Origin of the sequence: Streptomyces sp. NPDC047525, assembly GCF_040643025.1 — a bacterium.
Lineage (GTDB): Bacteria > Actinomycetota > Actinomycetes > Streptomycetales > Streptomycetaceae > Streptomyces > Streptomyces durmitorensis.
Genome location: NZ_JBEYTL010000005.1, coordinates 325,705 through 351,536 on the forward strand (window position 1 = coordinate 325,705; position 25,832 = coordinate 351,536).

General features: G+C 70.9%; 24 protein-coding genes and 1 tRNA gene. 15 read left to right on the forward strand and 10 right to left on the reverse strand.

The genetic code is table 11. The features are described 5' to 3' along the window. Nucleotides 1–5 precede the first annotated feature (5 nt). A complete protein-coding gene (locus ABZ833_RS16920; protein WP_361046957.1) occupies nt 6–1,286 on the reverse strand; it encodes a M6 family metalloprotease domain-containing protein in 1,281 nt (426 codons plus the stop codon). A gap of 327 nt (nt 1,287–1,613) precedes the next feature. On the opposite strand from ABZ833_RS16920, the gene ABZ833_RS16925 reads away from it, so the two are divergent. Next, entirely contained in the window at nt 1,614–3,425 is a 1,812-nt protein-coding gene (locus ABZ833_RS16925; RefSeq protein ID WP_361046959.1) for an EAL domain-containing protein, read from the forward strand. Between the two features lie 3 nt (nt 3,426–3,428). Here the strand turns inward: ABZ833_RS16925 and ABZ833_RS16930 are convergent, their stop codons facing one another. The 3 genes from ABZ833_RS16930 to ABZ833_RS16940 form a co-directional block, all read right to left on the reverse strand. Further along, nucleotides 3,429–4,526, reverse strand: a complete 1,098-nt coding sequence (locus tag ABZ833_RS16930) for an LLM class flavin-dependent oxidoreductase (protein WP_361046962.1) — start codon at nt 4,524–4,526, stop codon at nt 3,429–3,431. A gap of 389 nt (nt 4,527–4,915) precedes the next feature. Continuing rightward, nucleotides 4,916–5,653: a decarboxylase gene (locus ABZ833_RS16935; RefSeq protein ID WP_361046965.1), complete on the reverse strand. Its 738-nt coding sequence runs from the start codon at nt 5,651–5,653 to the stop codon at nt 4,916–4,918. Between the two features lie 12 nt (nt 5,654–5,665). Next, nucleotides 5,666–6,502 (reverse strand): decarboxylase, encoded by an 837-nt coding sequence (locus ABZ833_RS16940; protein WP_361046968.1) that lies wholly within the window; start codon nt 6,500–6,502, stop codon nt 5,666–5,668. Between the two features lie 343 nt (nt 6,503–6,845). Between ABZ833_RS16940 and ABZ833_RS16945 the strand changes: the two genes are divergently transcribed. After that, a complete protein-coding gene (locus ABZ833_RS16945; protein WP_361046972.1) occupies nt 6,846–7,802 on the forward strand; it encodes a D-2-hydroxyacid dehydrogenase in 957 nt (318 codons plus the stop codon). 65 nt (nt 7,803–7,867) lie between these two features. Continuing rightward, nucleotides 7,868–9,271, forward strand: a complete 1,404-nt coding sequence (locus ABZ833_RS16950; RefSeq protein WP_361046975.1) for an amidase — start codon at nt 7,868–7,870, stop codon at nt 9,269–9,271. Between the two features lie 25 nt (nt 9,272–9,296). On the opposite strand, the gene ABZ833_RS16955 is transcribed toward ABZ833_RS16950, so the two are convergent. Further along, complete coding sequence (locus tag ABZ833_RS16955) at nt 9,297–9,797, reverse strand: DUF3830 family protein (protein ID WP_249589757.1); 501 nt, start codon at nt 9,795–9,797, stop codon at nt 9,297–9,299. A 175-nt stretch (nt 9,798–9,972) separates the two neighbouring features. On the opposite strand from ABZ833_RS16955, the gene ehuB reads away from it, so the two are divergent. The 12 genes from ehuB to ABZ833_RS17015 all read left to right on the forward strand — a co-directional run bounded on the left by ehuB (nt 9,973) and on the right by ABZ833_RS17015 (nt 21,193). Further along, nucleotides 9,973–10,845 carry an ectoine/hydroxyectoine ABC transporter substrate-binding protein EhuB gene (ehuB, locus tag ABZ833_RS16960; protein WP_361046979.1) on the forward strand — a complete coding sequence of 291 codons (873 nt, stop codon included), beginning with the start codon at nt 9,973–9,975 and terminating at the stop codon, nt 10,843–10,845. Next, nucleotides 10,842–11,588 carry an ectoine/hydroxyectoine ABC transporter permease subunit EhuC gene (gene ehuC / locus ABZ833_RS16965; RefSeq protein WP_361046982.1) on the forward strand — a complete coding sequence of 249 codons (747 nt, stop codon included), beginning with the start codon at nt 10,842–10,844 and terminating at the stop codon, nt 11,586–11,588. The genes ehuB and ehuC overlap by 4 nt, the downstream gene beginning before the upstream one ends. A gap of 44 nt (nt 11,589–11,632) precedes the next feature. Next, nucleotides 11,633–12,250 (forward strand): ectoine/hydroxyectoine ABC transporter permease subunit EhuD, encoded by a 618-nt coding sequence (ehuD, locus tag ABZ833_RS16970; protein ID WP_249593012.1) that lies wholly within the window; start codon nt 11,633–11,635, stop codon nt 12,248–12,250. Beyond that, nucleotides 12,240–13,052 carry an ectoine/hydroxyectoine ABC transporter ATP-binding protein EhuA gene (gene ehuA / locus ABZ833_RS16975; RefSeq protein ID WP_361046985.1) on the forward strand — a complete coding sequence of 271 codons (813 nt, stop codon included), beginning with the start codon at nt 12,240–12,242 and terminating at the stop codon, nt 13,050–13,052. The genes ehuD and ehuA overlap by 11 nt, the downstream gene beginning before the upstream one ends. 187 nt (nt 13,053–13,239) lie before the next feature. Next, nucleotides 13,240–13,998 carry an IclR family transcriptional regulator C-terminal domain-containing protein gene (locus ABZ833_RS16980; RefSeq protein ID WP_361046988.1) on the forward strand — a complete coding sequence of 253 codons (759 nt, stop codon included), beginning with the start codon at nt 13,240–13,242 and terminating at the stop codon, nt 13,996–13,998. A gap of 49 nt (nt 13,999–14,047) precedes the next feature. Further along, nucleotides 14,048–14,121, forward strand: a tRNA-Lys gene (locus ABZ833_RS16985). A 224-nt stretch (nt 14,122–14,345) separates the two neighbouring features. After that, entirely contained in the window at nt 14,346–15,020 is a 675-nt protein-coding gene (locus tag ABZ833_RS16990) for a DedA family protein (protein WP_361046991.1), read from the forward strand. Nucleotides 15,021–15,031: 11 nt separating this feature from the next. Then, nucleotides 15,032–16,249 (forward strand): histidine kinase, encoded by a 1,218-nt coding sequence (locus tag ABZ833_RS16995; protein WP_361046994.1) that lies wholly within the window; start codon nt 15,032–15,034, stop codon nt 16,247–16,249. Continuing rightward, entirely contained in the window at nt 16,249–16,884 is a 636-nt protein-coding gene (locus ABZ833_RS17000; RefSeq protein ID WP_361047512.1) for a response regulator transcription factor, read from the forward strand. Before ABZ833_RS16995 ends, ABZ833_RS17000 begins: the two co-directional genes overlap by 1 nt. A 117-nt stretch (nt 16,885–17,001) precedes the next feature. Then, nucleotides 17,002–18,243 carry a sensor histidine kinase gene (locus ABZ833_RS17005; protein WP_361046996.1) on the forward strand — a complete coding sequence of 414 codons (1,242 nt, stop codon included), beginning with the start codon at nt 17,002–17,004 and terminating at the stop codon, nt 18,241–18,243. After that, nucleotides 18,176–18,847 (forward strand): response regulator transcription factor, encoded by a 672-nt coding sequence (locus tag ABZ833_RS17010; RefSeq protein ID WP_249589749.1) that lies wholly within the window; start codon nt 18,176–18,178, stop codon nt 18,845–18,847. The genes ABZ833_RS17005 and ABZ833_RS17010 overlap by 68 nt, the downstream gene beginning before the upstream one ends. A gap of 156 nt (nt 18,848–19,003) precedes the next feature. Continuing rightward, the gene (locus ABZ833_RS17015) at nt 19,004–21,193 is read left to right on the forward strand and encodes an MMPL family transporter (RefSeq protein WP_361046999.1); all 2,190 of its coding nucleotides are present in this window, start codon (nt 19,004–19,006) and stop codon (nt 21,191–21,193) included. On the opposite strand, the gene ABZ833_RS17020 is transcribed toward ABZ833_RS17015, so the two are convergent. The 5 genes from ABZ833_RS17020 to ABZ833_RS17040 all read right to left on the reverse strand — a co-directional run bounded on the left by ABZ833_RS17020 (nt 21,168) and on the right by ABZ833_RS17040 (nt 25,743). Next, on the reverse strand, nt 21,168–21,449 hold the full coding sequence (locus ABZ833_RS17020; RefSeq protein WP_361047002.1) for a hypothetical protein: 282 nt from the start codon (nt 21,447–21,449) through the stop codon (nt 21,168–21,170). The two genes, ABZ833_RS17015 and ABZ833_RS17020, sit on opposite strands and share 26 nt — an antisense overlap. A gap of 62 nt (nt 21,450–21,511) precedes the next feature. Continuing rightward, nucleotides 21,512–22,189: a response regulator transcription factor gene (locus ABZ833_RS17025; RefSeq protein ID WP_361047005.1), complete on the reverse strand. Its 678-nt coding sequence runs from the start codon at nt 22,187–22,189 to the stop codon at nt 21,512–21,514. Further along, a complete protein-coding gene (locus ABZ833_RS17030; protein WP_361047008.1) occupies nt 22,150–23,451 on the reverse strand; it encodes a sensor domain-containing protein in 1,302 nt (433 codons plus the stop codon). Before ABZ833_RS17030 ends, ABZ833_RS17025 begins: the two co-directional genes overlap by 40 nt. 98 nt (nt 23,452–23,549) lie before the next feature. Further along, nucleotides 23,550–25,244 (reverse strand): long-chain-fatty-acid--CoA ligase, encoded by a 1,695-nt coding sequence (locus ABZ833_RS17035; protein WP_361047010.1) that lies wholly within the window; start codon nt 25,242–25,244, stop codon nt 23,550–23,552. A 43-nt stretch (nt 25,245–25,287) separates the two neighbouring features. Then, the gene (locus ABZ833_RS17040; RefSeq protein WP_361047012.1) at nt 25,288–25,743 is read right to left on the reverse strand and encodes a DUF3592 domain-containing protein; all 456 of its coding nucleotides are present in this window, start codon (nt 25,741–25,743) and stop codon (nt 25,288–25,290) included. Nucleotides 25,744–25,832: the final 89 nt, after the last annotated feature.

Genomic DNA, 25,832 nt, shown 5'->3' on the forward strand with positions numbered 1-25,832 from the left:
CACGCTCACCCCACCGACACCTTCACCGTCCACGCCCCCGTCGCCGTACGCCCCTCGACCTCGATGCGTACGCCCTCGTCCGGCACCGTGAAGCTCTCCCCCGCCCCCACCGGCGCGTCCGCGAGCGCCGGATACACCGATTCGCCCCAGCACGCCTCCGAGTCCGGGTGGGCGTCGATGACCTCCACCGGGCCGCCGCCGGACGGCGCCTCGTTGCGTACGCGATAGGCGAGCACCCCTTCGCTGCAGGTCGCGTGGTCGTTGCCCGCCGCGCTGCGCGCCTCGATGGCGATGGCGCTGCCGCGGCCCGTGCGGACGACCGCCAGCTTGGTGCCGCCGACGCCCCCGCGCGCGGGCCGTACCGCGAGCGGCTCCAGGGTCAGCCGCCGGGCCCCGCCCTCCACACACACCACCTGCCGCTCGTCCAGCCAGCCGAGCTTCCATTTGTGCCAGCCGAAGAGGTCGGGCGAGAGCCCGAACTGGCTGCCCATGACGTCCCAGTCGCCGACGTGCGTGTCCCAGTCGCCCTTGCCCTCCGTCGGCCGGTGGTAGAGGTCGGGCAGGTCGAAGACGTGGCCGGTCTCGTGGGCGAGGACGTTGCGGTCCGGCGGATGGCGCTCGAAGACCGTGACGATGCGCTTGATGTCCGCGCCATCGGCCCGCATCGGCCGGTCGAAGTTGACGACCTTCGTCGCGTCCGAGTCGACGCCGGGCGCGTCGGGGTCGGCGACGAAGTAGACGACGTCGTACCGCGAGAAGTCGACGTGCGGATCGGCCGCGGCCACCGCGTCCCGCAGATAGGCGCTGCGCCGGGCCGGGTTCCAGTCGCGCTGTATGGCGTACGAGGTGGAGTGGTCCGGCATCTCGACCCACTTGCGCTGCGGGTGCGGGCGCAGTGCGAACTTGCCGTAGGAGGCGCGGTCGAAGAACTGGCTGGTGGCGGGGAAGTAGTCGGCCGCCAGTTCCTCGGGGGCGCTCCGGGGCGGGGAGTCGGGGAAGGAGAGGAAGACCATCACCGCGTCCAGGGTCCGGTCCGGGCGCGGATAGGCGCCGTTCCAGGTGTCCAGGCCCTCCGAGTGATGCGCCGGTGTGCGCTGGAGCGCGCAGGGCACCCCCGAGCTCTGGGCGATCGCGGGGCCCGCGACGAGCCCCGTGGCGGCGAGTGCGGTCAGGGACGTGAGGGCGGCGGCCGCGCTGCGCAACCGGGGTCTCTCCCCTCCACGGGTGAGTCCCCAGGGGGGTAGCTGACGCGGCACGTCGACCTCCGGGTGCGGATTACGGGGCATCCCACCCACCCTGTGTTGATTTATTCAAATATGCCCTGTTCGCCTGACCCAGCCGGGTGACGAGTGGCTCCCCGAGTGCTCACGGAACGTCACAAGTGGTCGCCGGGAAGGTTGAGTGGCAAAGGAAGCGGTACTGGCATGAGCAGAAACGATCTGCCGCCGGCCGACTGCCAAACCCATGCCGGGCATGCACGTGTCCTATGCCGGACACGGGCGCCACGCGACACCGCGCTGTGGCTGGATGCGCCGTCGGGCCAGCCCCTATGATCGGCACACTTTCCTGCGCGGGCCCGGCCTCGCCGAACAACTGCACTGCGGGAGCAAGTGGTGAACGGAACGTCTGAAGGCCAAGCGCCCACAGCGGTCACAGCACCCGACCTCGCCAGGGCGCCCACTACGGAGCGTCGCAATCCGGGGCAGCTGCCCGATCACCGGGCCGCTTTTGCCGCCGCCCCCCTCGCCCTCGGCGTCGTGGACGGCGAAGGCCTCGTCGTCGACGCCAACGACGCGCTCGCCGAGCTGCTCGGCGCGGCCCCTGACGAGCTGACGGGACGCCTCGCCGCCGACCTGGTGGACCTGGCGTCGGACGCCCGCACCTGGCACGCGTACCGCGAGGTGCTGCGCGGACGCCAGGCGAAGCTGCGCTGCACCCGGCGCCTGAAACACCCCGACGGGCACTCCCTGTGGGTGCAGATCACCGTCTCGCCGATGCCCGGCGCCCAGGACCGCACGGTGCTGCTCGCCGCCACCGACATCAGCGCGCGCCGTGAGCTCCAGGCCCGGCTGCGGCATCTGCAGATGCACGACCCGGTGACGCGGCTCCCCAACCGCAGCCTGTTCTTCGAACGCCTTGCCGCGGCGCTCGAAGCGGGTGCGTACGACGACACGGGCACCGGCCGGATCGGCCTCTGCTACCTGGACCTCGACGGATTCAAGGCGGTCAACGACACGCTTGGCCACCGGGTCGGCGACCGGCTGCTCACCGCCGTCGCGGAGCGGCTCACGCGGTGCGCCGACGAGGCCGGCCACGGCAGGGCGGCCGCGCCGCTGGTCGCGCGGCTCGGCGGCGACGAGTTCGCGCTGCTCGTGGAGGACTCGACGGGCACGGACCAGCTGGCCGACCTCGCCGACGCCGCGCTCAAGGCGTTGCAGGAGCCCTTCGACCTCTCCGGCCAGCGGCTCTCCGTCTCGGCGTCGATCGGCGTCGTGGAACGACGCGCGGCCGGGACCACCACGACCTGCCTCATGCAGGCCGCCGACACGACGCTCTACTGGGCGAAGTCGGACGGCAAGGCCCGCTGGACGCTCTTCGACCCCGAGCGCAACGCCCACCGCATGACCCGTCAGTCGCTGTCGAGTTCACTGCGTCCGGCCGTCGAACGCGGTGAGTTCGTCCTGGACTACCAGCCGCTGGTGCGCCTTGAGGACGGCGGCGTGCGCGGGGTCGAGGCGCTGGTGCGTTGGCAGCATCCGCACTTCGGCCTGCTGACGCCGAATCGGTTCATCGGACTGGCGGAGGAGGACGGTTCGATCGTGCAGCTCGGCCGCTGGGTGCTGCGGACGGCGTGCCGCCAGGCCCGGCAGTGGCAGCTGGAGAACCCCGGGCGGCCGCCGGTCTTCGTGAGCGTCAACGTCGCGGTGCGCCAGGTCTGGGACTCGGACCTGGTCGCCGACGTCGCCGACATCCTCGCCGAGACCGGACTGGCCCCCGAACTGCTCCAGTTGGAGCTCACCGAGTCGGCGGTGATGGGCTCGGCGGGCCGCCCGCTGCAGGCGCTCCAGTCGCTCAGCGACATGGGGGTACGGATCGCCATCGACGACTTCGGCACGGGCTACTCGAACCTGGCGTACCTGAGCAGGCTGCCGGTCTCCGTCCTGAAGCTGGACGGATCCTTCGTCCGGGGCTTCCAGTACGACGCGGAGGCGGGCGAGGCGCACATCAACCCCGCCGACGAGGTCATCGTCGAGGCCCTGGTGCAACTCGCCCACCGGCTCGGTCTGACCGTCACCGCGGAGTGCGTGGAGACCACGTCCCAGGCCGCGCGGCTGCGGCGGATCGGGTGCGACACCGGGCAGGGGTGGCTGTACTCCCGCCCGGTGGCGCCGGATCGTATCTCCGCGCTGCTCGCGGCCGGTTGACGGTTACGCGCGCGGCAGCCCGTACGCGTCGGCGATCAACTCGTAGGAGCGCAGGCGCACGTCACCGCTGTGCGCGTTGGCCGTGATCATCAGCTCGTCGGCGCCGGTGCGCTTGGCGAGGTCGTCGAGGCCGGTGCGGACCTGGTCGGCGGTGCCGTAAATGACGTTGGAGTTCCAGCTGTTGACGAACTCCCGCTCCATGTCACTGAATTCGTACGCCTCGGCCTCTTCGGGGGTCGGGACGAGCCCGGGCTTCCCGGTGCGCAGCCGGACCATGTTCAGGGCGGCGGCAAGAACCTGCCGCCGGGCTTCCTTCTCCTCATCCGTGGCGAGGGCCGACACACCGATGAGGGCGTACGGGGCGTCGAGGACGGCGGAGGGCTTGAACGACTCGCGGTAGAGGTCGAGCGCCGGGATCGTGTTCTGCGCGGAGAAGTGGTGCGCGAAGGCGAAGGGCAGACCGAGGACTCCGGCGAGGCGGGCGCTGAACCCGGAGGAGCCGAGCAGCCACAGGGGCGGGCGGTGCGGGGACTGGACGCCGCCGGGTGAGGTGGCCTGGATCGGGCCGGGGACGGCGTGGATACGGCTGTACGGGTGCCCGTCGGGAAAGTCGTCGTCCAGGAATCGCGTCAGCTCGGCGAGCTGCTGGGGGAAGTCGTCGGCGCCTTCGTTGAGGCGGTCCGTCCTGCGCAGGGCGGCGGCGGTGGCGCCGTCCGTGCCCGGGGCACGCCCGAGCCCCAGGTCGACACGGCCGGGGGCCATCGCTTCCAAGGTCCCGAACTGCTCCGCGATGACGAGAGGAGCATGATTCGGCAGCATGACGCCGCCGGAGCCGAGCCGGATGCGGTCGGTGTGGGCGGCGAGGTGGGCGAGGATGACCGCGGGTGAGGAGGAGGCCACTCCCGGCATGGAGTGGTGCTCGGCCACCCAGTAACGGTGGTATCCGCGCCCTTCGGCCAGCTTGGCGATGTCCACGCTCTTCTTCAGGGCGTCGGTGGCGGTGCGCCCCGCGCCCACGGTCACCAGGTCCAGTACGGAGAGCGGGACCGGCGCGCTGCCGTGCCGCTCGCCGCGGATGTCGTCGCTCGGGTCCACTGTCACGGGGGCCTGCCTCCTGCTGCGCGGTGCTTGTGCGGTAATTCGTGCTCCGCAGGCCCAACAGGAGGGGGGCTCCGCTTTATTCCCCGGCGGGGCCGGCCCCTTGCCCCGCGGGCCCCGCTGCACGAACAGACCTCTCCCACCCACCCGCCCGTTCACCCCGCATCCACCCCTGACCGAACAAGCCTTTCCCGCCCACCCGCCCGATTGCCCCGGGGTGTCTTGCCTGCCTGGCGGGGGGTGGGCTGCCACCGGACGATAGCGAGGACGGACATACCGGCACGGCCCCGCCCCCACAGACGGACAAGCACCGCAGCACGCACGCCCCCGCAGCCGGCCCGGCCCCGCCCCCCAAGACGGAGCAGCACCGCACCCGCACGCCCCAGCCGCGCCTACTCGCGGACCTGCACCACCGGCTCCTTCGTGAACAGTGCGCCCAGTGATGGCGCGTTCACTCGGCGGGTCGCCAGGCGCAGTGCCTCCCAGACCGTGACCTGGTTCGCCGTCAGGATCGGCTTGCCCAGGTCGCGCTCCAGGTCCTGGACGTACGCCGCGGTGTGCAGGGCCGTGTCAGGGAGCAGGATCGCCTCCGCGTCGGGGTGGTCGCCCGCGTGGGCCATGGCCCTGACCTCCTCCCAGCCCCACGTACCCACCTCCGCCGCCGTGATGATGCCGCTCCCCTGCGTCGACACGACCTCCGTGCCGGACGCCTTGAGGAACGAGGCGAAGAGGGAAGCGACGTCCTCCGGGTACGTCGCAGCCACAGCGACCCGCCCCGCGCCCACCTCACGTACCGCGTGAGCGAACGCGAAGGACGTACTGGACGCCGGCAGGCCCGCCGTCCGGGCCAGGGTGCGGACCTGGTCGTGCGCGCCCTCCCAGCCGAAGACGAAGCTCGCGCTGGTGCAGGCCCACACCACCGCCTCCGCCCCGGCCAGGCGCAACTCCTCGACCCCGGCAGCGAGCCGATCCGCCGATCCCATCTCAAGGAGCGCGTCGACCCGGTGCGCGTCCTCGCCGATGTCGGTGTGGACGACCTGCAGCCGGACGTCGCTCCCGAGCATCTGCTCCATGCGGGGGTAGTCGTCCTCAGCCGAGTGACCCGGATAGAGGAAACCAAGTGCGGTCACTTCCAGCCTCCTTCAAGGCAGCGGTGGTGGTCCTTCGGGCAGGCCCTGGGGCGGATCGAGCGGTACCACACCGGGCAGCTCGCCCGGCCCTGCGACCGGGCCCGCGCCCGGCCTGGCACTCGGATTGATCAGCGCCTGGTAGGGCCCTACGGCATGGGTACCCAGACGGCGCAGGGCAGACCACATCGTCACCTGGTTCGCGGAGATCACCGGCATCCGCAGCTCGGCCTCCAGCTGCGGAATGACGTCGTACGTCGCGAGGTTGGTGCAGCTGATGAAGAGCGCGTCGGCCCCGCCGAGCACCGCCCGCCGCGCCATGTCCGCCACGTCCTTGTACGGCACCTTCCAGATGTGCCGGGTCAGGCCCAGATAGGCGCGGCCGGTGACGGACACACCGGATTCGGCCAGATACTCCTCGAGCGACTGCGTCACCGACCAGGTGTAGGGCGTGACGAGCGCGATGCGCCGCGCGCCCAGATCCTCGAGCGCCTCGAGCAGCGCGCCCGACGTGGTGACGGCGGAGACCGCGCCTTCGCGGTGCATGGCCTCGCACATCGCGCGCTCGCCCGCGATGCCGCCGACGAAGCTGCCCGACGTACAGGCGTACGCCAGAACTTCCGGCTCGGCGGCGCTCAGAGCGCGCACCGCCTCGGCCAGTGTTTCGTGTTCGCTGACGAGTCGTGCCAGGTCAAGGCTTACCTCGACGGGCACGTACGGAGTGCGTGTCAGGTGAAGGGAGACCTCGTCCGGCACCCAGCGCCAGAGCTCTCGATCGAGGGCGAAGTCAAAAGGGGCGACGACACCTACACCGCGTTGAGGGTGTGGTCCGCCGAGGAAAGAGACGTCCATGAGCAGGCCCCAAGTTCGTGCGTGCGTGCAATGGAGGGACCGGCCGGGGGCCGGGAGATGCGTAGCCGGCGACGCGCCGGGACGTCGGGACGGGGCAGAAGGCGCCAAGAAAGCGCTACAGAGAGTGCTACGGCCTCGTACGGAGAGTACTCAGTCGTGGGGTGCTTGTGATAGAGCACCTCTGTTGACGAAGGTAGTTTCAGGTGCGAGCGTGGTCAATCCGCGCATCTCAGACGGCTCTGGCCGACACAAATCTCAGGGAAGCGGACTCTCATTGCGAAACGGTTTCTCCTCGATGTCCGAATCAATGTCTGATCCAATGCCTGATCGGATGTCTGATCCGATGCCCGATACAACCGTTCTGGTCCTCGACGCCCCCTCCCCCGCCCCGCCGCCCCGCCTCGGCAGCCTCACCGGACGCGCCCGGATCCTGCACGCGGACGCGGACACCCTGGCGGCCCAACTCCCCCAGGCCGATGTGCTCCTGGTGTGGGACTTCCTCTCGGACGCGGTACGCCTGGCGTGGCCCGGCGAGGGGCGAAGGCCTCGCTGGGTGCACACCGCGAGCGCGGGCGTCGACCGCCTCATGTGCCCCGAGCTGGCCGCCTCCGACACGCTGGTCACGAACGCCCGCGGCGTCTTCGACCAGCCCATCGCCGAGTACGTGGCCGCCCTCGTCCTCGCCATGGCCAAGGACCTGCCGCGCACCCTGAAGTTCCAGGGCGAGCGCACCTGGCAGCACCGCGAGACCCAGCGGGTCGCCCGCACGCGCGCGTGTGTCGTGGGTTCGGGGCCGATCGGGCACGCCATCGTGCGCATGCTGAAGGGGCTCGGGATCATCACCGCCCTGGTGGGGCGCAGCGCCCGCCAGGGCGTCCACGGCCCCGACGAACTCGACCGGCTCATGGCGCGCGCCGACTGGGTGGTGTGCGCGGCGCCGCTCACGGACGACACGCGCGGCATGTTCGACGAGCGGCGCTTCGGGATGATGCAGCCCTCGGCGCGCTTCATCAACATCGGGCGCGGCGCGCTCGTCGTGGAGGACGATCTCGCGGCCGCCCTGTCGAAGCGGTGGATCGCGGGTGCGGCGCTCGACGTCTTCGAGCACGAGCCGCTGCCCGCGGACAGCCCGCTGTGGACGGCGCCGGGGCTGATCGTGTCCCCGCACATGAGCGGCGACACCGTCGGCTGGCGCGATGAACTGGGCACACAGTTCGTCGAGTTGTACGAGGAGTGGGCGGCCGGGCGGCCTCTGTCCAACGTGGTCGACAAGAAACGTGGGTATGTACCCGGGAATTGATCTCCCCGGGCAGCGCTGATCACTCCCCGAGTCAGAGCGTCACTTCCCTCCCCTGAGGAGCGTGCATGACCGAGCTCACGGATCTCACCGCGGTACAACTCGTCGACGCCTATCGCAAGGGCGAGTTCAGTCCGGTCGACGCGACACGGGCAGCCCTGCGCAGGGCCGAGGAAGTGCAGCCCGCGGTGAACGCCTTCGTGCGCATCGATGCCGAGGAGGCCCTCGCGCAGGCCGAGTCGAGCGCCGAGCGGTGGCGGCGCGGTGAGCCGCGAGGGCTCCTCGAGGGTGTCCCCGTCTCGGTCAAGGACATCCTGCTGCAGCGCGGCGGGCCGACGCTGCGGGGATCGAGGACCGTGCCCACGGCGGGCAGTTGGGACGAGGACGCGCCGTCGGTGGCGCGCCTTCGCGAGCACGGCGCGGTGTTCATCGGCAAGACGACGACGCCCGAGTTCGGCTGGAAGGGTGTCACGGACGGCCCGCAGAGCGGGATCACGCGCAATCCGTACGACCCTTCGCGCACCGCGGGCGGCTCCAGCGGCGGCAGCGCGGCCGCCGTGGCGCTCGGCGCGGCGCCGGTGTCCCTCGGCACGGACGGCGGCGGCTCGGTGCGGATCCCGGGCTCGTTCTGCGGGATCTTCGCGCTGAAGCCGACGTACGGACGGGTGCCGATCTACCCCGCGTCCGCGTTCGGCACGCTGGCGCACGTCGGTCCGATGACGCGGGACGCGGCGGACGCGGCGCTCCTGATGGACGTCATCAGCGGCCCCGACTGGCGCGACTGGTCACAGCTCGGTCCGGTGGCGGGCAGCTTCCGCGCGGGTATCGAAGGCGGCGTACGCGGTCTGCGCATCGCCTACTCACCCTCGCTCGGCGGTCAGGTCGCGGTGCGGCCCGCGGTCGCCGCCGCGGTGCGGCAGGCGGTGGAGTCCCTTGCCGCGCTGGGTGCGTACGTGGAGGAGACCGACCCGGACTTCACGGATCCGGTGGAGGCGTTCCACACGCTGTGGTTCAGCGGCGCGGCGCGGGTGATCCAACACCTGCCGCCCGACCGGCGGGAGTTGCTCGACCCGGGGCTGCGGGAGATCTGTGCGCAGGGCGCCCGGTCCAGCGCGCTCGACTACCTTGCCGCAGTTGACGTACGCATGGAGCTCGGCCGTCGCATGGGCCGCTTCCACCAGACGTACGACCTCCTGATCACACCGACGTTGCCGATCACCGCGTTCGAGGCGGGAGCGGAGGTACCGAAAGGTTCCGGCCATCGCCGGTGGACGGGGTGGACGCCGTTCACGTACCCCTTCAACATGACGCAGCAGCCGGCCGCGACCGTCCCGTGCGGGGTGGACCGGGAGGGGCTGCCCATCGGCGTGCAGATCGTGGCGGCGCGGCACGCCGACGCGCTCGTCCTGCGGGCCGCGCACGCGCTGTACGAAGCGGGCGGCGCGAGGATCGCGCCGCCCGCCACTGACTGAACCCGCGGGAACCCGCGGGCGGGACCTACGCTCTGCGGAAATTCAGCGTCTCGCCCTGCGCGCCCGCGCGCCACAGGTCGTTGCAGGCCTCGGCCATCTGGTCGAGGCCTTCGACCACCTGGCCCCAGACGATGCCGGGAACCCAGCCGACGTCTCCGTTGAGCAGCAGGTTGTTGCGCTCGTAGAACAGGGCGAGGTCCACGACCGTGGCGCCCGCCTTGACGTCCGCGGCCGGTTCGTACCCATAGGCCTGCGTGCCCAGCTGCGTCCCGTTGAAGGAGAAATAGCAGAGGTCGCCGGGAATGGGGGTGACTGTCGGATTCTCCAGGGGCGGCTCGCGGTCCGCGAAAGCCGGAAAGAGGGCGTAGATCTCATTGCGGGCGTACTTCGCGTGATAGACGTCCTCGCTGAGCGGAAGCGCCTCCCACACCGCCGCGCAGGTCAACGGGGCCCGGTCGTCGAGCAGCTTTGCCGTGCACTGAACTCCCCGCTTGGCGAGGGAGACTTCGATGAATCGGTCTGCCATGTGTCCCATGCTCCTCCCTGGGTCAAGACCACAACGATTGCATCAGGGGCTGAAATTGGCCCGCATATCTTGCGTCGAGTCGGGTAGCCGCGCGCCCATGGCTCCACCACTTTGGAACGACCCAGAGAGCAATGAGACAGAGAGCGCCCGTGCCCACGGCACGGGACCGAGTGCGGTGCCCCGGAACACAGGGGTCCGCCGACGATCACTCCTGTTCGGCGCGGCCGCGGTAGGTGCGGTGGGCGCGCTCGGCGCGGCGGGCTGCAGCAAGGTCCCCACGGGGGACACGCTGGCGCGCCTGAAGTCGCAGGGGACCGTACGGCTCGGGATCGCGGGAGAGGCGCCGTACGGGTACATCGACGAGGACGGGGCGTTCACCGGCGAGGCGGTGAAGCTCGCGAAAACGATCTTCGAGCGCCTGGGTGTCCCCAAGGTGCAGCCGGTGGCGACCGAGTTCGGCTCGCTCATCCCGGGTCTGAACACGCAGCAGTTCGATGTGGTCTCGGCCGGGATGTACATCAACAAGGACCGCTGTCAGCAGGTCATCTTCTCCGACCCCGAGTACCAGATGCTGGACTCCTTCATCGTCCGCAAGGGCAACCCGAAGAAGCTCTTCAACTACCAGGACGCCTTCAAGGCGAAGGCGAAGATGGGCACGGGCCCGGCCTACGCGGAGATCGACTACGGAATCGCCGCGGGCTACGGGCGGGGGGACATCTCGATCTTCCCGGACCCGGTCGCGGGCATGAACGCCGTCGAGTCCGGTCGCATCGACTTCTTCGCGGGCACCGCCCTGACCGGCCGTGAAGTGGTCCGCAAGAGCACGAAGGCGGAGGCCACCGAGGCCTTCGCACCCATCGTCGACGGCGAGAAGCAGATCGACGGCGGCGGCTTCACCTTCCGGCCCACCGACACGAAGCTGCGCGACGCCTTCAACGTGGAGATCCACAAGATGAAGAAGAGCGGCGAGCTCTTCCGCATCCTGAAGCCGTTCGGCTTCACCAAGGACGAGATGACCACGCTGACCGCAGAGGAGCTGTGCAAATGACAGCGGGACTGTGGGAACACTGGGTTCTGCCCGGTATCTGGATCACCATCCAGCTGACGATCTACAGCGCGGCCCTCGCGACCGTCGTCGCCTTCGGCATCGGCATGGCCCGCACCCACCGGCTGCGCACCGTGCGCTTCCTGGCCGGGTTCTACACCGAGGTCTTCCGCGGCACCTCTTCGCTGGTGCTGATGTTCTGGATCTTCTTCGTCCTGCCGCAGCTGGTCGGCTGGGCACTGGTCCCGATGTGGGCGGCCGTGCTCGCACTCGGACTCTCCTACGGTGCGTACGGCGCCGAGATCGTGCGTGGCTCGCTCAACTCGGTGACACCGGCACAGCGCGAGGCGGGGGTCGCGTTGAGCTTCAGCCCGGCACAGCGGATGCGTCTGATCCTGCTGCCGCAGGCCATCCCGGAGATGATCCCGCCGTTCTCGAACCTGCTGGTCGAGCTCCTCAAGGGCACCGCCCTGGTCTCGCTGCTCGGCATCGGCGACGTGTCCTTCGCCGCGAACCTGGTGCGCCTGGCGACCACGGAGAGCGCCGAGATCTACACGATCACCCTGGTCATCTACTTCGTGATCGCGTTCCTGCTGACCCGCGGGATGCGTTCGCTGGAGCGTAAGACCAAGGCCGGGATCGGACAGAGGCCCGAGCCGCGAGGCGGCCTGATGGGCAAGCTCAACTTCCGCCAGCAGCTGGCGACTTCTCAGATCCCGAAGAGCTCAGGGGGCGGTGGCGCGTGAACAACGGAACTGACAAGTGGGACTGGGGTGCGGTCTCCGACTTCATGCCGCACTTCTGGGACGGCGTCCTGGTCACCCTGCAGGTGCTCGCCCTCGGCTCGCTGATCTCGTTCTCGCTCGGCCTGGTGTGGGCGCTCCTGTTCCGCGCCCCCAGCCGCTTCGTGCGGTGGCCGGTCGGCATCGTCACCGAGTTCATCCGCAACACCCCGCTGCTCGTGCAGCTCTTCTTTTTCTTCTTCGTGCTGCCGGACTGGGGCATCCAGTTCTCCGCGCTGACGACCGGCACCATCGCGATCGGCCTGCACTACTCGACGTACACCGCGCAGGTCTACCGCGCGGGCATCGAGGCCGTGCCCGAGGGGCAGTGGGAGGCGGCCACGGCGCTGAGCCTGCCCTACCGCCACACGTGGACCGCGGTGATCCTGCCGCAGGCCATCCGGCGCGTGATCCCCGCGCTGGGCAACTACGTCATCGCGATGCTGAAGGACACCCCGCTGCTCGCCAGCATCGGCGTCCTCGAACTGCTGCAGCGCTCGCGCCTCCAGGCGGCGGAGACCTTCCAGTACACCGAGGCCCTGACCGTCGTCGGCATCGCCTTCATCGTCATCGCCTATCCGTCCTCCCTCCTCCTCCGAGCTCTGGAGCGTCGTCTTGTCGTCTGAAAGCACCCCCAAGGAAACGACCAATCCGGCGGTGGACGGCAGCGAGCTGATCCGCTTCGACAAGGTCACCAAGAGGTTCGGCTCGAACACCGTCCTCGACGAGCTCGACTTCTCCGTGGACTCGGGCAAGCACGTCACGCTGATCGGCCCCTCCGGATCCGGCAAGACCACGATCCTGCGGCTGCTCATGACCCTGATGAAGCCCGAGGAGGGCACCATCAAGGTCGGCGGGCGTTATCTCACGCACGAGGAGAAGAACGGCAAGCTCGTGCCGGCCGGCGAGAAGTACATCCGCGAGGTCCGCAAGAACATCGGGATGGTCTTCCAGCAGTTCAACCTCTTCCCGAACATGAAGGTCCTGCGCAACATCACCGAGGCGCCGGTCCAGGTGCTCGGCCTGTCCAAGGACGAGGCGGAGCAGCGCGCCCGCGAGCTGCTCGAACTGGTCGGGCTCACCGAGCACATCGACAAGTACCCGAACCAGCTCTCCGGCGGCCAGCAGCAGCGCGTCGCCATCGCGCGCGCCCTGGCGATGCGCCCGCAGGTGCTGCTCCTGGACGAGGTCACGTCCGCGCTCGACCCCGAGCTGGTGGCGGGTGTCCTCGACGTCCTGCGGGACATCGCGCACACCACGGACATCACGATGCTCTGTGTGACCCACGAGATGAATTTCGCCCGTGACATCTCGGACCAGGTCCTGATGTTCGACTCGGGCCGGGTCATCGAGTCCGGAACCCCGGAGAAGATCTTCACCGAGCCGGAGCACGAGCGGACCCGGGAGTTCCTCAGCGCGGTCCTGTGACCGTGCACCGCAATCAGCCAGGCCATGGCCTTGGGTGGTGACACTGGCATATGCCAGGGTGGCGCGTTCCTGCTGACAAGGCCGGGGCGCGCCACCAATCTCGTCAACAGCCGCTCCATATGGGGCCCTTGGCGGCTATCGTGGGACGAGCCCAGCTGTCCGGAACCGTTCCACGCAGGGGGAAGCCGTGGCGCTGAAGCACGAGCCGACCACGCCGCAGCACTCGGTACAGAGCGCCCTGCGGGTGCTCGAAATCGTCTCCAAGCACGACACCGGCGTGACCGATGCCGAGCTCGCCCGGCAGATCGAACTTCCCGCCCCTCAGCTGGCCGCCCTGCTGCGCATGCTGCGCCGCGAGGCGTACATCGAGCAGATCGCCGACGGCGCGTACGTCACCGGTGAATCCCTCGCCCGCCTCGGCTCGGCCCAGCGCCGCGACCAGACGCTGCGGGACAAGCTCAAGGTGACGCTCGACGGGCTGCGCGACTCGATCGGCGCGGCCGTCTACATCAGCCGGTACGAAGACGGCGAAATCAGGATCACCGACTTCGCGGACGGCCCCCGCACCCCGAAGGTCAACGAGTGGGTGGACTTCCGCTCCTCCGCGCACGCCAGCGCGGTCGGCAAGAGCCTGCTGACCCAGCTCGACCTGAACGGCCGCAGGGACCACCTCTCCCGCCACAAGATGGCCCGCCTCACCTCGCGGACGATCACGAACGAGCGGGTCCTCCTGAGCCACCTCGCGGCCCAGCCAGCCACCGTCCCGGTCCTGGACCTCCAGGAGTACGCGGTCGGCACGGTCTGCGCCGCCGTCCCCATCACCGCGGGCTCCGCGGTCGGCTGCCTCGCGCTGTCCCTGCCGGTGGAGCACGCGCACCGGCTGCGGGAAGCGGCCGAGACGCTCAATCGCGGGGCGGCACCGGTGCTGCTCTCGCTGGCGATCTAGGGCGGTCCTGAGCACCCTCCGGGACCAGGTATTATTTTTGAGTCAGCAGGCGCCGCTAGCTCAGTTGGTTAGAGCAGCTGACTCTTAATCAGCGGGTCCGGGGTTCGAGTCCCTGGCGGCGCACTAGCGATTAGGTCGCTGACCTGGGGCTTCTCGGATTTCCGAGAAGCCCTTTCGCGTTTCCCGGAACCCCTTCGGAAGCCTGCGGGAACCTTCGGAAACCTGCGGAAAACCCCACCCTGATCGACGGCAACCCGCATACCGCCGCCGCCCCACGGTTTCTAGCGTTGCTGATGAAGCCCGGCGGCTGTGCCACAGCCGCCGCCCCGCCAGCTTGGAGAAACCGCATGGATCTCGTGACCCTCGCCCTCCCCCAGGAACCCGCGGGCGGCATAGCGGGCTGGGCGGCCGACCTCGTGGACACCATGGGCGGCCCGGGAGCCGGTCTCGCCATCGCCCTGGAGAACCTCTTCCCGCCGCTGCCCAGCGAGGTGATCCTGCCCCTGACCGGCTTCGCCGCCGGACAGGGCGTGATCAGCCTGGCGTCCGCGCTGTTCTGGACCACGCTCGGCTCGGTGGTCGGCGCCGCCGTCCTGTACTGGATCGGCGTGCTGTTCGGCCGTGAGCGCATGCACGCCATCTGGGCCAAACTGCCGCTGGTCAAGGGCTCCGACCTGGAGCGCACCGAGAAGTGGTTCGCCAAGCACGGCACCAAGGCCGTCCTCCTCGGCCGCATGGTGCCGATCTTCCGCAGCCTCATCTCGGTCCCGGCCGGTGTGGAGCGCATGCCCCTGCCGGTCTTCCTGTCCCTGACCACCCTCGGCAGCCTGATCTGGAACTCGGTCCTCGTGATGGCGGGGTACTGGCTGGGCGACCAGTGGGACGCCGTGGAGACCTACGTCGGGTTCCTGTCCAAGGCCGTCCTCGTCCTGGTCCTCGTCGCCGTCGCCCTCTACGTGATCAGGCGCGTCCGGTCCAGGAAGCAGTCGGGCGATCTTGCCGCGTCAGGGCGGCGTCACTAGTGTCGGCAGGTGTGAAGGCGGATCTGGCAGGTACGGACAGCCATCGTCTTCCGTCGCCGCTCGATCCACGGCCGTGGGACGGTGCCCCGCCCCCGTCGAAGCCGACGGCGCGCCTCCTGAGGGGCGCCGGTGTCCTGCTCAGCTGCTTCACCGCCCTCCTCGGCCTGCTGTACTTCATCCTGGCCGGCGCCCTGCTCGGCGCCTTCCTGCTGTGGCCGCGCACCCGCGGCCGGGCCCACTCCCTGCTCGCCTCGGGGGCCCGCAGGCTCACCGCCATCGAGCGCGCGAGGCGCTCGGTCTTCTTCCACGACAGATTCCCTGAGCACCACGCCTCCGACCAGCAGGTGCTGCGCTACCTAGCGGCCCGTACGTACGCCGGGCTGCTGTGCGGCGTCGTGGTCGCACTGCTCGTCTTCGGGGCCGTCCTGGCCGGGCTGCTCGCCGCGGGCGTCGCCCGGTCCACGCTGACCTGGCGGGAGCTGCTGACCCAGGTGGTGCTCGGCGGCGTCCTGCTCTTCCTCGACGTCCAGGGCCTGAACTCACTGGCCGCCCTGGACGCGCGCCTGGCCCGCGAGTGCTTCGGGCCCTCCGAGCGCGAGCTCCTGGAGCGGCGCATCCAGGAACTGGCCGCGAGCCGCGCCGCGGTGGTGCAGGCGGTGGACGCGGAGCGGCGGCGCGTCGAGCGCGATCTGCACGACGGCGTCCAGCAGCGCCTCGTGGCCCTGGCCATGCTGCTCGGCCGTGCCCGCCGCGGCAAGACGCCGGAGCAGTCGGACGCCCTCCTGGAGCAGGCGCACAAGGAGTCCCGGGACGTCCTCACCGAACTGCGCGAAGTGGCCTGGCGCGTCTATCCGTCGGCTCTGGACAACCTCGGTCTGCACGAGGCGCTCGGCGGGGTCCGCGAGCGGTGCGGCATCCCGATGAGGATCGAGTACGACGTTCCCGAGCCGCTGCCCGCGGCCATCGAGACCGCCGCCTACTTCGTCGTGTCCGAGGCCGTGACCAACGCGGCCAAGCACGCGTCGGCCCAGGACATCTTCGTCAGCGTCAAGGGACACGGCACCTACCTGGCCGTCCTGGTCCGCGACAGCGGCGTCGGCGGCGCCGACCCGGCGGGCAGCGGTCTGACCGGACTGCACAGCCGGGTGGCCGCGCTCGACGGCAGACTGGACGTCCACAGCCCCTCCGGGGGGCCCACCACCATCACCGCGGAGCTGCCGTGCGCGTAATGCTCGCCGAGGACTCGACCCTGCTGCGCGAAGGGCTGATCCGGCTGCTCGCCGAGGAGGGGCACGAGGTGCTCGCCGGGGTGGGTGACGCCGTATCGCTGCTGCGTGAGGTGGAGGCGCGGACGCCGGACATCGTGGTCACCGACATCCGGATGCCCCCGACCCACACGGACGAGGGGCTGCGCGCCGCGGTGGAGATCCGCGAGCGCTGGCCCGGGGTCGGCGTGCTCGTGCTCTCCCAGCACGTGGAGCGCAACTACGCGGCGCAGCTGCTCACTCCGAACGCCGAGCGGGTCGGCTATCTCCTCAAGGACCGTGTCGCGCAGGTCGACGAGTTCCTCGACTCGCTGGAGCGGATCCACGCGGGCGGCGCCGCCATCGACCCTGAAATCGTAAGGCAGTTGGTCATCCGCACCACGCACACCGACCCCCTCTCCCGCCTCACGCCCCGCGAGCGCACCGTCATCGAGGCGCTCGCGCAGGGCCACACCAACGCGGCCATCGCGCAGAAGCTGCACATCTCGCTGAGCGCGGTCGAGAAGAACCTCAACACGATCTTCGACAAGCTCGACCTCTCGCGCACCACCGGCTACAGCCGCCGGGTGCTCGCGGTGCTGCGGTACCTGGAGTCCTGAGGACCCTGCGGAGAACCGCAGACGCCTTCGCCCCGCACATATCCCCCGCACCGGTGAGGACAGCGCCGCCGGGCCGCCGCGATACTGGCACGGCCTCCTGCCCCGAGGAGCCCGCCGATGCAACGTCCCTTCCTCGCCCTGTCCCGGCTGCGCACCACCCACACCGCCCACCCCTACGTCGTGGACACCGCGCTCGCCGCCCTGGTGCTCTTCGCCGTCTCGCTCCAGTTCCTCTTCCCCGACGAGGGCGGCGACCCGCTGAGCGCGGCGGGGTTCGCACTCGGCGCCGGGACCGCGGCGCCGCTGATCTGGCGGCGCCGCGCGCCCTTCGCCTGCGCCTGCGTGATCGCCGTCTTCACGCCCGTCATGGCGCTCTACCACCGGCCGCCGCCCGACGTCTGCTTCGGCGGCATGGTCGCCCTCTACACCGTGGCCGCCCTGAGCACGCCCCTGAAACGGCGCGTCATGCTCGCCGGTTGGCTGACGGGGGCCGCCGTCACCATGGCCTTCAAGGAGCACTCCGAGCCGTACGAGTACCCCTTCCACCTGCTCAGCCTCATCAGCGCGTACGCCCTGGGCGCCTTCGCCCGCGTGCAGCGCGCGTACACCGCGGCCCTGGAGGACCGGGCCCGGCGCCTCGAGCGGGAGCGCGCCACCGAGACGGCGCGTGCGGTCAGTCAGGAGCGGTCCAGGATCGCCCGCGACATGCACGACATCCTCGCCCACGCGGTGAGCCTGATGGTGGTCCAGGCCGAGGCGGGGCCCGTGGTCGTCCGCAGCGATCCGGACCGCGCGGTGGGGGCGTTCGAAGCGATCGCCGGCGCGGGGCGCGACGCGATGGTGCAGTTGCGGCGGATCCTGGGTGTCCTGAGGGAGTCGTCGGCGCCGGACGCCGGACGGGCCCCGCAGCCGACGCTCGCGGCGCTCCCGGAGCTGACCGCACTGGTCGAACAGGCTGGACTGCGAGTGGAGTTGACGGCAGAGGGACAGCCCCGTCCGCTCCCGCCCGACGTCGAGGTGGCCGCGTACCGCATCGTCCAGGAGGCGCTGACCAACTGCGTCAAGCACGCGGGTGCGGCGACGGTGACCGTTCAACTGACCTGGTACGACAATGAGTTGCGGCTGCTGGTCCAGGACGACGGAGCCGGTCTCTTTGCCGCGCGGGGCGCGGGCCACGGCCTGGTCGGCATCCGGGAACGCGCCGCCGCCTGCGGTGGCACCGCCGAGGCCGGGAACGGACCCGATGGTGGATTCCGTGTCGCCGTCACGCTGCCCACGGCATCCTTGGGGGATGAGCATCCGGGTGGCGGTCGCCGACGACCAGGAGCTGGTGCGCAGCGGCTTCTCCATGATCCTTGAGGCACAGCCCGACATCGAGGTGGTGGCGGAGGCGGGTGACGGCGCCGAGGCGGTGGCGGCGGTGCGCCTGCACGCCCCGGACGTCATCCTCCTGGACATCCGCATGCCGGGGATGGACGGCATCGAGGCGGCCCGCCAGGTGTGCGCGCAGTCCAGCTGCCGGGTCGTCATGCTGACCACGTTCGACCTCGACGAGTACGTGTACGAGGCGTTGTACGCGGGGGCGAGCGGCTTCCTGCTCAAGGACGTCCGCAGGGACGACCTGGTGCACGCGGTGCGGGTCGTGGCGGCCGGTGACTCCCTGCTCGCGCCTTCGGTGACGCGGCGCCTGGTGGCGGACGTGGTCCGGCGCCGCCGCACGGAGTCCGACGCCCCTGCCGTGTCGCCCGCCGAACGCCTCTCGGTGCTCACCGCCCGCGAGGAGGAGACGCTGCGGCTGCTTGCCCGGGGGCTTTCGAACGCGGAGATCGCGGCGTCGTTCGTGGTCAGCGACCACACCGTGAAGACCCATGTCAGCAACGTCCTGTCGAAGCTGGGGCTGCGGGACCGGGTGCAGGCGGTGATCTGCGCGTACGAGACGGGGCTCGTGGTGCCGGGGAGCTAGGACCTCTCACCGACCTGCCGCCGCCTCCCCCGCCCGACGGAGGCCTACCCCGCTCGGGGGAGAGCGCAAGACCGCCCGCCACGGCGATCCGCCACGCGCGGCGGAGGGCGACGCTGAGGGGCGACCCGGACCCCGTCCATGGAGGAGGCAGAGCCCATGTTGGCCGCCCTCGCCCGCACAGCGACCCGACGCCCCCGAACCGTCGTCCTCATCTGGCTCCTTCTCCTCGTCCTGGGTCTCGGCTTCGGCACCCGGGTCTTCGGCGACCTGACGTCGTCGGTCGAGGACGTCCCCGGCAGCGAGTCCGTCGTCACCGGGGAACGCCTGGCCGAACTCACCCCGGACGGTGAGGACTTCAGCGCCACGGTGTCGGGTCCGGCCGTCGAGTCCCCGCGGGTCCGCGCGCAGGTGGGCGACGCCGTGGCCGACGTACGGAGGCAGCCGGGCATCGCCCAGGTGCCGGATCCGTACACCACCCGAGGACTTGTCGCCCAGGACGGCAAGGCCCTGCTCGTCCCCGTCGTCCTCAAGGGCGGCCTCGACGACGACGCCGAGGAGGAGGCCGTCGGCGACGCGGCCGACCGCCTCCGTGAAATCACCGCCGGTGACGTGGCCGTGAGCGGCGGGCCGCTGCTCGGCGAGCAGATGGGAGGCAGGGCTCAGGAGGACGTCGCGCAGGCCGAGTTGATCACCCTGCCCGCCGTACTGATCGTCCTCCTGCTCATCTTCGGCGGGCTGCGGGCCGCCGGGCTCCCCCTCCTGGTCACCGTGAGCGGCGTGGCCGGTGCCTTCCTGACCCTCTACGGCTTCAGCCAGTTCACCGAGATCTCCGTCTACGCCGTCCAGATCGTCACCATGCTCGGCCTCGGTCTCGCCGTCGACTACGCGCTCCTGATGGTGATCCGCTTCCGCGAGGAGCGGGGGAAGGCGCAGGAGCGGGGGAAGACGCAGGACGTGGCGCAGGCCGTGCACGCGACCGTCGCCCACGCGGGACGCACCGTCCTCTTCTCCGGCCTGACGGTGGCCATCAGCCTGTCGGGGCTCGTCTGGTTCCCCAGCCCGTTCCTGCGCAGCATGGGCCTGGCGTCCGGTGCGGTGGTCGTCGTCGACATGCTGGCGGCGCTGACGCTGCTTCCGGCGCTGCTCGCCCTGTTCGGCGGCAAGATCGCGCCGTCGGGGACGAAGTCCGCCCCGCGGAAGGGCATCTGGCGGCGAGGCAGCAGCACCAGGGGCGCACCCGCCCCCGAACCCGGCGCCTTCTTCGCCCGCCTCGCCCTCTTCTCCGCCCGGCGCCCCCTGGCCGTGGCCGGCACCGCCGTCGCCGTGCTCACCTTCCTCGCGCTGCCCGCCTTCGGGATGCGGATCAACATCGGGGACGCCCGGCAGCTCCCGCACGACACCGAGGCGCGGCAGCTGTACGACACCGTGCGTGAGCACTATCCGGCGGGGACGGACACCGACCCGGTCCAGGTGCTCATCGGGCCCGGCGCCGAACCCGACTGCGAGGACAAGATCCGGGCCCTGCCCGGGATCAGGTCGGCCGACAGCGAGCGGCTCTCCGACGGCACGGTCCTGCTGGAGCTGACGCCGACCGGTTCCGTCGACGGCCCCGCCGCCACCCGGCTCGTGGAGCAGGTGCGCGACCTGCGCGGCGACGAGCCGGTCCGGGTCACCGGCAACGCCGCGAGCCTCGTCGACTTCCGTTCGATGCTCGCCGAGCGCGCGCCCTGGGCCGTACTCACCGTCCTGGTCGCCCTGTTCGTCCTGCTCTTCGCCTTCACCGGCTCGCTGCTGCTCCCGCTGCGTACGCTCGCCACCACCCTGCTCAGCCTGGGCGCCGCGCTCGGCGTCGTGGTGTGGGTGTTCCAGGACGGGCATGGCGCGGGGCTGCTCGGCGGTGAGGGGCTCGGGGCGCTGAGCCTGACCGCGCCGCCGCTGATCATCGCGATCGCGTTCGGACTCGCCATGGACTACGAGCTGTTCATCCTGTCCCGGATGCGGGAGGCGTGGCTGGAGACCGGCGACCACCGTGCCGCCACCGTAGAGGGGCTGCGCCGCTCGGGCCGTGTCGTCAGCTGTGCGGCGCTGCTGCTCGCGATCGTCTTCGGCGGCTTCATGACCGGCGGCTTCTCACCGATCCTGCAGATCGGGCTCGGCCTGACGCTCGCGGTGCTCATCGACGCGACCGTGGTCCGGATGTTCCTCGTCCCGGCGACGATGACGCTGCTCGGCCGCCGTGCCTGGTGGGCGCCGGCGCCGCTGCGGAGGATCCATCAGCGGTACGGGCTGCGCGAGGCGCCGACCGCCGCCCGCGTGCCGGTCAGGCAAGCACCACCCAGTCCATGAGCAGCGCGGCCACCAGGCCGACGGCGAGGAGATAGCTGCCGAGCCGGGTCCGTCCGCGCCTGCTGAGCTCGATCACCAGGCCGCAGAGGACGAGCAGCAGCCCGTACACCCCCACCACCAGGACGGACGACCGGCTCGCCAGGCGCACGGCGAGCACCACGGCCGCCGCGGCCATCAGCACCGAGGCCGCGGCGATCCGTATGCGCCGGGCCTGGCGCGGCGTGAGGCCTGCCCGTATCTGGTCTGACGTGCTCATGGTTCAGGATCGTAATCGACAGACCGGTGGCCAGTGCACGCTTTCCGGGCTGTCCGGGCTGCTCAGGCCCTCAGGTACGCGAGGACGGCGAGCACCCTGCGGTGGGTGCCGTCCGCCGGCGGCAGGTCGAGCTTTCCCAGGATGTTGCCGATGTGCTTGCCCACCGCGGCCTCGCTGACGACGAGTTCGGCGGCGATCGACGCGTTCGACCTGCCCTCGGCCACCAGGCCGAGCACCTCGCGCTCGCGCGGCGTGAGCTGTTCGAGGGGGTCGCGGCGGCGCCTGATCAACTGCCGTACGACTTCCGGGTCCACGACCGTGCCGCCCGCCGCGACCTGCGTCACCGCGTCGGCGAACTGCTCGACCTGGCCTACCCGGTCCTTGAGGAGATAGCCGACGCCGGTGCCTTCGCCGGTGTCCAGGAGCTCGGCGGCGTACGAACGCTGCACGTACTGGCTGAGCACGAGGACCGGGAGCTCCGGCCGTTCGGCACGCAGGGCGAGTGCGGCGCGCAGGCCTTCGTCCTGGAAGGTGGGCGGCATGCGTACATCGGTGAGGACGAGGTCCGGTTCGTGCTCCCCGACGGCGGCGCGCAGCCCCTCCGCGTCGCCGAGCGCGGCGGGCACCTCGTGTCCGAAGCGGGTGAGCAGGCCGACGAGACCTTCGCGGAGCAGCACGCTGTCCTCGGCGACGACGATCCTCAGTCGGTGGTGAGGGCTCGGGGTTGCTGGGATCGGCACGGGATCTCCACGGACAGTACGGTCGGGCCGCCGGGCGGGCTGGTGACGGTCAGTGTGCCATCGAGCACCGCGATGCGGTCCGCCAGGCCGGTGAGACCGGTGCCGCGGCCGGGATCGGCACCGCCCTTGCCGTTGTCGCGCACGTCGATGCGGAGGGTTTCGTCCTCATGGCGGGCGGTGATGTGCGCGCGGGGGGCTTCGCTGTGGCGGGCGATGTTGGTGAGGGCCTCGCGAGTGGTGAAGTACCCGGCGGATTCGACGGGTTCGGGGAGCCGGGGCAGGCCGTCCAGGTCGGTGTCGACGGGGATCGGGGAGCGTTCGGCCGCGTCCTCGATGGCGGCGGCGAGACCGTAGTCGACGAGGACCTGGGGGTGAATGCCCCGGATGAGCTCGCGCAGTTCGGTCAATACGTTCCCCGCCTCGTCGTGGGCGGTGGCGAGCTGGGCGGCGAGGGGGCTGCCGGGGGTGACGTCGAGCCGGGCGAGGCCCAGGGTCATGGTCAGCGCGACCAGGCGCTGCTGGGCCCCGTCGTGCAGGTCCCGCTCGATCCGCCGCCGTTCGGCTTCGAAGGCGTCGACCAGGCGGGCCCGGGAGCGGGTCACTTCTGCCAGCTGAGTGGTCAACTCGGCCTCGCGCGGGGCGAGGAGGAGGCGGGCAAGCGCGGCGCGGGCGGTGGCGTAGGCGCCGAGGGGATAGAGGAGCGGGGCGAGCAGGGCCAGACCGAGGAGGGCGGTGGCGAAGGCGTGCGGATAGTCGCTGACGAGCCAGAGCTTGGCGGCGCGGATCTCGCCGCCGTCCAGGGCGAGTTGGGCCGGGGCGCCGATGAGGAGGGCGGGGGCGCCGAGGGTGCAGGCGAGCACGAGGAGGTCGAGGGGCCACAGGACCAGGGCGAGAAGCGCGGTGTACGCGAGCTCGCGCCAGGTGGCCTGCTCCTTGACGCGCAGCTTGAACCAGGCGGGGATGCCGGGGGCTTCGGGGGTCCGGTGAGGGGTGGGGGCGGGGGGTGCGGGGTCGACGAGGGTGAGGCGGCGGCGTTCGAGGGCGGCGACGGGGATACCGGCGAAGGCAAGAAGACCGAGAAGGGGGATCCCGACGAGTACGACGACAAGAACCCCGCCGAGGAGGGCCAGGGCCAGCGCGCCCACGAGAACGAACATGCCGAGCAGCACGCCCCCGACCAGGTACGCCACAGCCCTGCCGGGCGCGCTGCTCCCCAGATAGCTGCGCCGCCCCAACGCCACTCTTACGCTCTCCCTGGCCATGGGGCCCACGGTATGCCGGGGGGGGGCGGGCGGGGCCGACTACCGGGTAACGGGTGGGTGGGCGGGAAAGGCCTGTTCGTGCAGGGTCGGACGCGGGGTTACGCGCGGGTGGGCGGGAGAGGTCCATGCGAGCCCGGCAGCAACCCCTCCCGCCCCTGGGCCCGGTACTGGCCCAGCAGCGCGGACTCGTCCGCCGGGGTGAACCGGCGGTACGCCCCCGCCCCGGGGTCAGGACGCCACCACACAGGATCCCCGCAGCGAAACCCCTCCCCGCGCAAGGCGGCCCGCGCCACCTTGTTGGTGGCGGTCACCGGCATCTCCCGAGCCACCCGCACAAAGCGGGGCGCCATCTTCGTACCCAGGTCCGGCTGCGACAGCAGGAATTCGGCGAAGGCCAGCGGAGAGAAGGACACCCCCGCCCGCGGACACACCGCAGCCATCACCTGGTCCCCCGCCACAGGATCCGGCACCGCGTACACCGCGACCGCCGCCACCCCCTCCCACCGCGCGAGAATGCCCTCGATCATCGCCGCCGCCAGGTTCTCGCTGTCCACCCGGAGCCGGTCGTCCGTGCGCCCGGCGAAGTAGAGAAACCCCTCGCCGTCCCGGTAGAAGAGATCCCCCGTCCAGTACCACCCGTCCCGAAGCCGCGCCGCATCCGCCTCCGCGTTGCGCCAGTACCCCTCGAAGGGCGTCCGGCCCTTGTTCACCAACTCCCCTATCGCCTCGTCCCCGTTCAGGAGCCGTCCGTCCGCCGCGAAGACGGCGGGCGGGCACTCCTCCCTCGTGACGGGGTCCACCACCGCCAACTCGTCCCCCGGCGCCCCGCGCCCGATCGCCCCGCCCGGCGTCCCCGGCGTCCGCTGGATCGCCGCGCCGCCCTCCGATGAGCCGTACCCCTCGACGAGCCGCACCCCGAACCGCTTCTCGAAACGCTCCGCGTCCACCGCCCCGGCCTCCGTGCCGAACCCCATCCGCAGGGGGTTCTCCGTGTCGTCGGGCCCCTCAGGCGTCGCCAGGATGTACTGCACCGCCCTGCCCACGTACGTGAAGTACGTGGCCCCATAAGCCCGTACGTCGTCCAGGAACGCCGAGGCCGAGAACCGGCGCCGCAGCGCCACCCCCGCCCCGCCCGCCAGCGCGGGCGCCCAGTCCGCGATCACCGCGTTGCCGTGGAACATGGGCATGCAGATGTAGTGGACGCCCTCCGGCCCGAGCCGGAAGTGGCTCACGAGGGACTGGCCCGCCGCCGCGAGGCGGCCCTGGCTGCAGATCGCGGCCTTGGGCGCCCCCGTCGAACCGGAGGTGAAGTAGAGCAGCATGCGGCTCGCCGGTGTCGCCGCCCGCGATATCTCCGGGCGCGCTTGTGCGTAGGGGGCGAGCAGCTCGGCGTACGCGTCCGTATCCGTCACCAGGATTCGTACGCCCGGGAGTTGGAGGCCGTCAAGGAGCGGGAGGTGCGCCCGCTCCGTGATCAGGACCCGGCACTCCGTGTGCACGATGTCGCGGGCCAGTTCCGCACCCCTGCGCGTGGGGTTGATGCCCGCAACCGCCGCACCCGCGAGCGCCGCCGCACTCAGCCACAGCGGGTACTCGGGGGTGTTGTCGAGCAGGACGCCGACGTGCGGCTCGGCCCCTCTCGGCAGCAGGTCGGCGAGGAGCGCCGCCCTGGCCGCCGCGCCCGCCGCGACCTGGTGGTGGGTGAGTTCCTGGTGCTCGAAGCGCAGCCCGGGGCGGTGGTCGCCCCAGCGGGCCTGCACGAGTTCCGCGACGGTACTCCCGGTGGACTCCATGGCCGCGCACCATAATTGATGGGCCGTCAGATTTGGAGGGTGACTACGGAAGGTCTGACCCGAACAGGTCGTTTGCCGACACCGTGAAGTAGACGCAGAAGGCGAGCATGACGGCGAGGAAGCAGAGCTGGCCGATCGTGCTCGCCGCGTTCTTGACGGGACTCGGCGCGTGCGCCGTCGCCTTCTCGGGGCGGTCGGCCGCGTAGTGCACGGTGACGAAGTCGCCCTCGATGGTCGTCGCGGGGCCGTTCTCCTCCTCGAACCTGACGGGGCGGCCCGCGGACGGCGTGAACTCGTAGACGTGGTGCAGCGTCGTGGTGGTGTGACTGCTGTCGCTGTGGCGCCTCGTCGTGGTGTACGTACGCAGGCAGCGCGCCTCCGCCGTCAGGCCGCTCGCCCACGCCTGCCTCAGCTCCAGGGCGCGCCTGATCACCTTGACCGCCATCACGATCGCCACCGCGGCGATGAACACGGGCACCGCGACGAACATGAACTCCATGACTGTCCCCCGATAGTCGGTGTTGCTGGGCGTTGCTGGGTATGGCCGTTCTGCGCACGCCGTCCCGGTCGTGGACGGCGTGCGCAGAA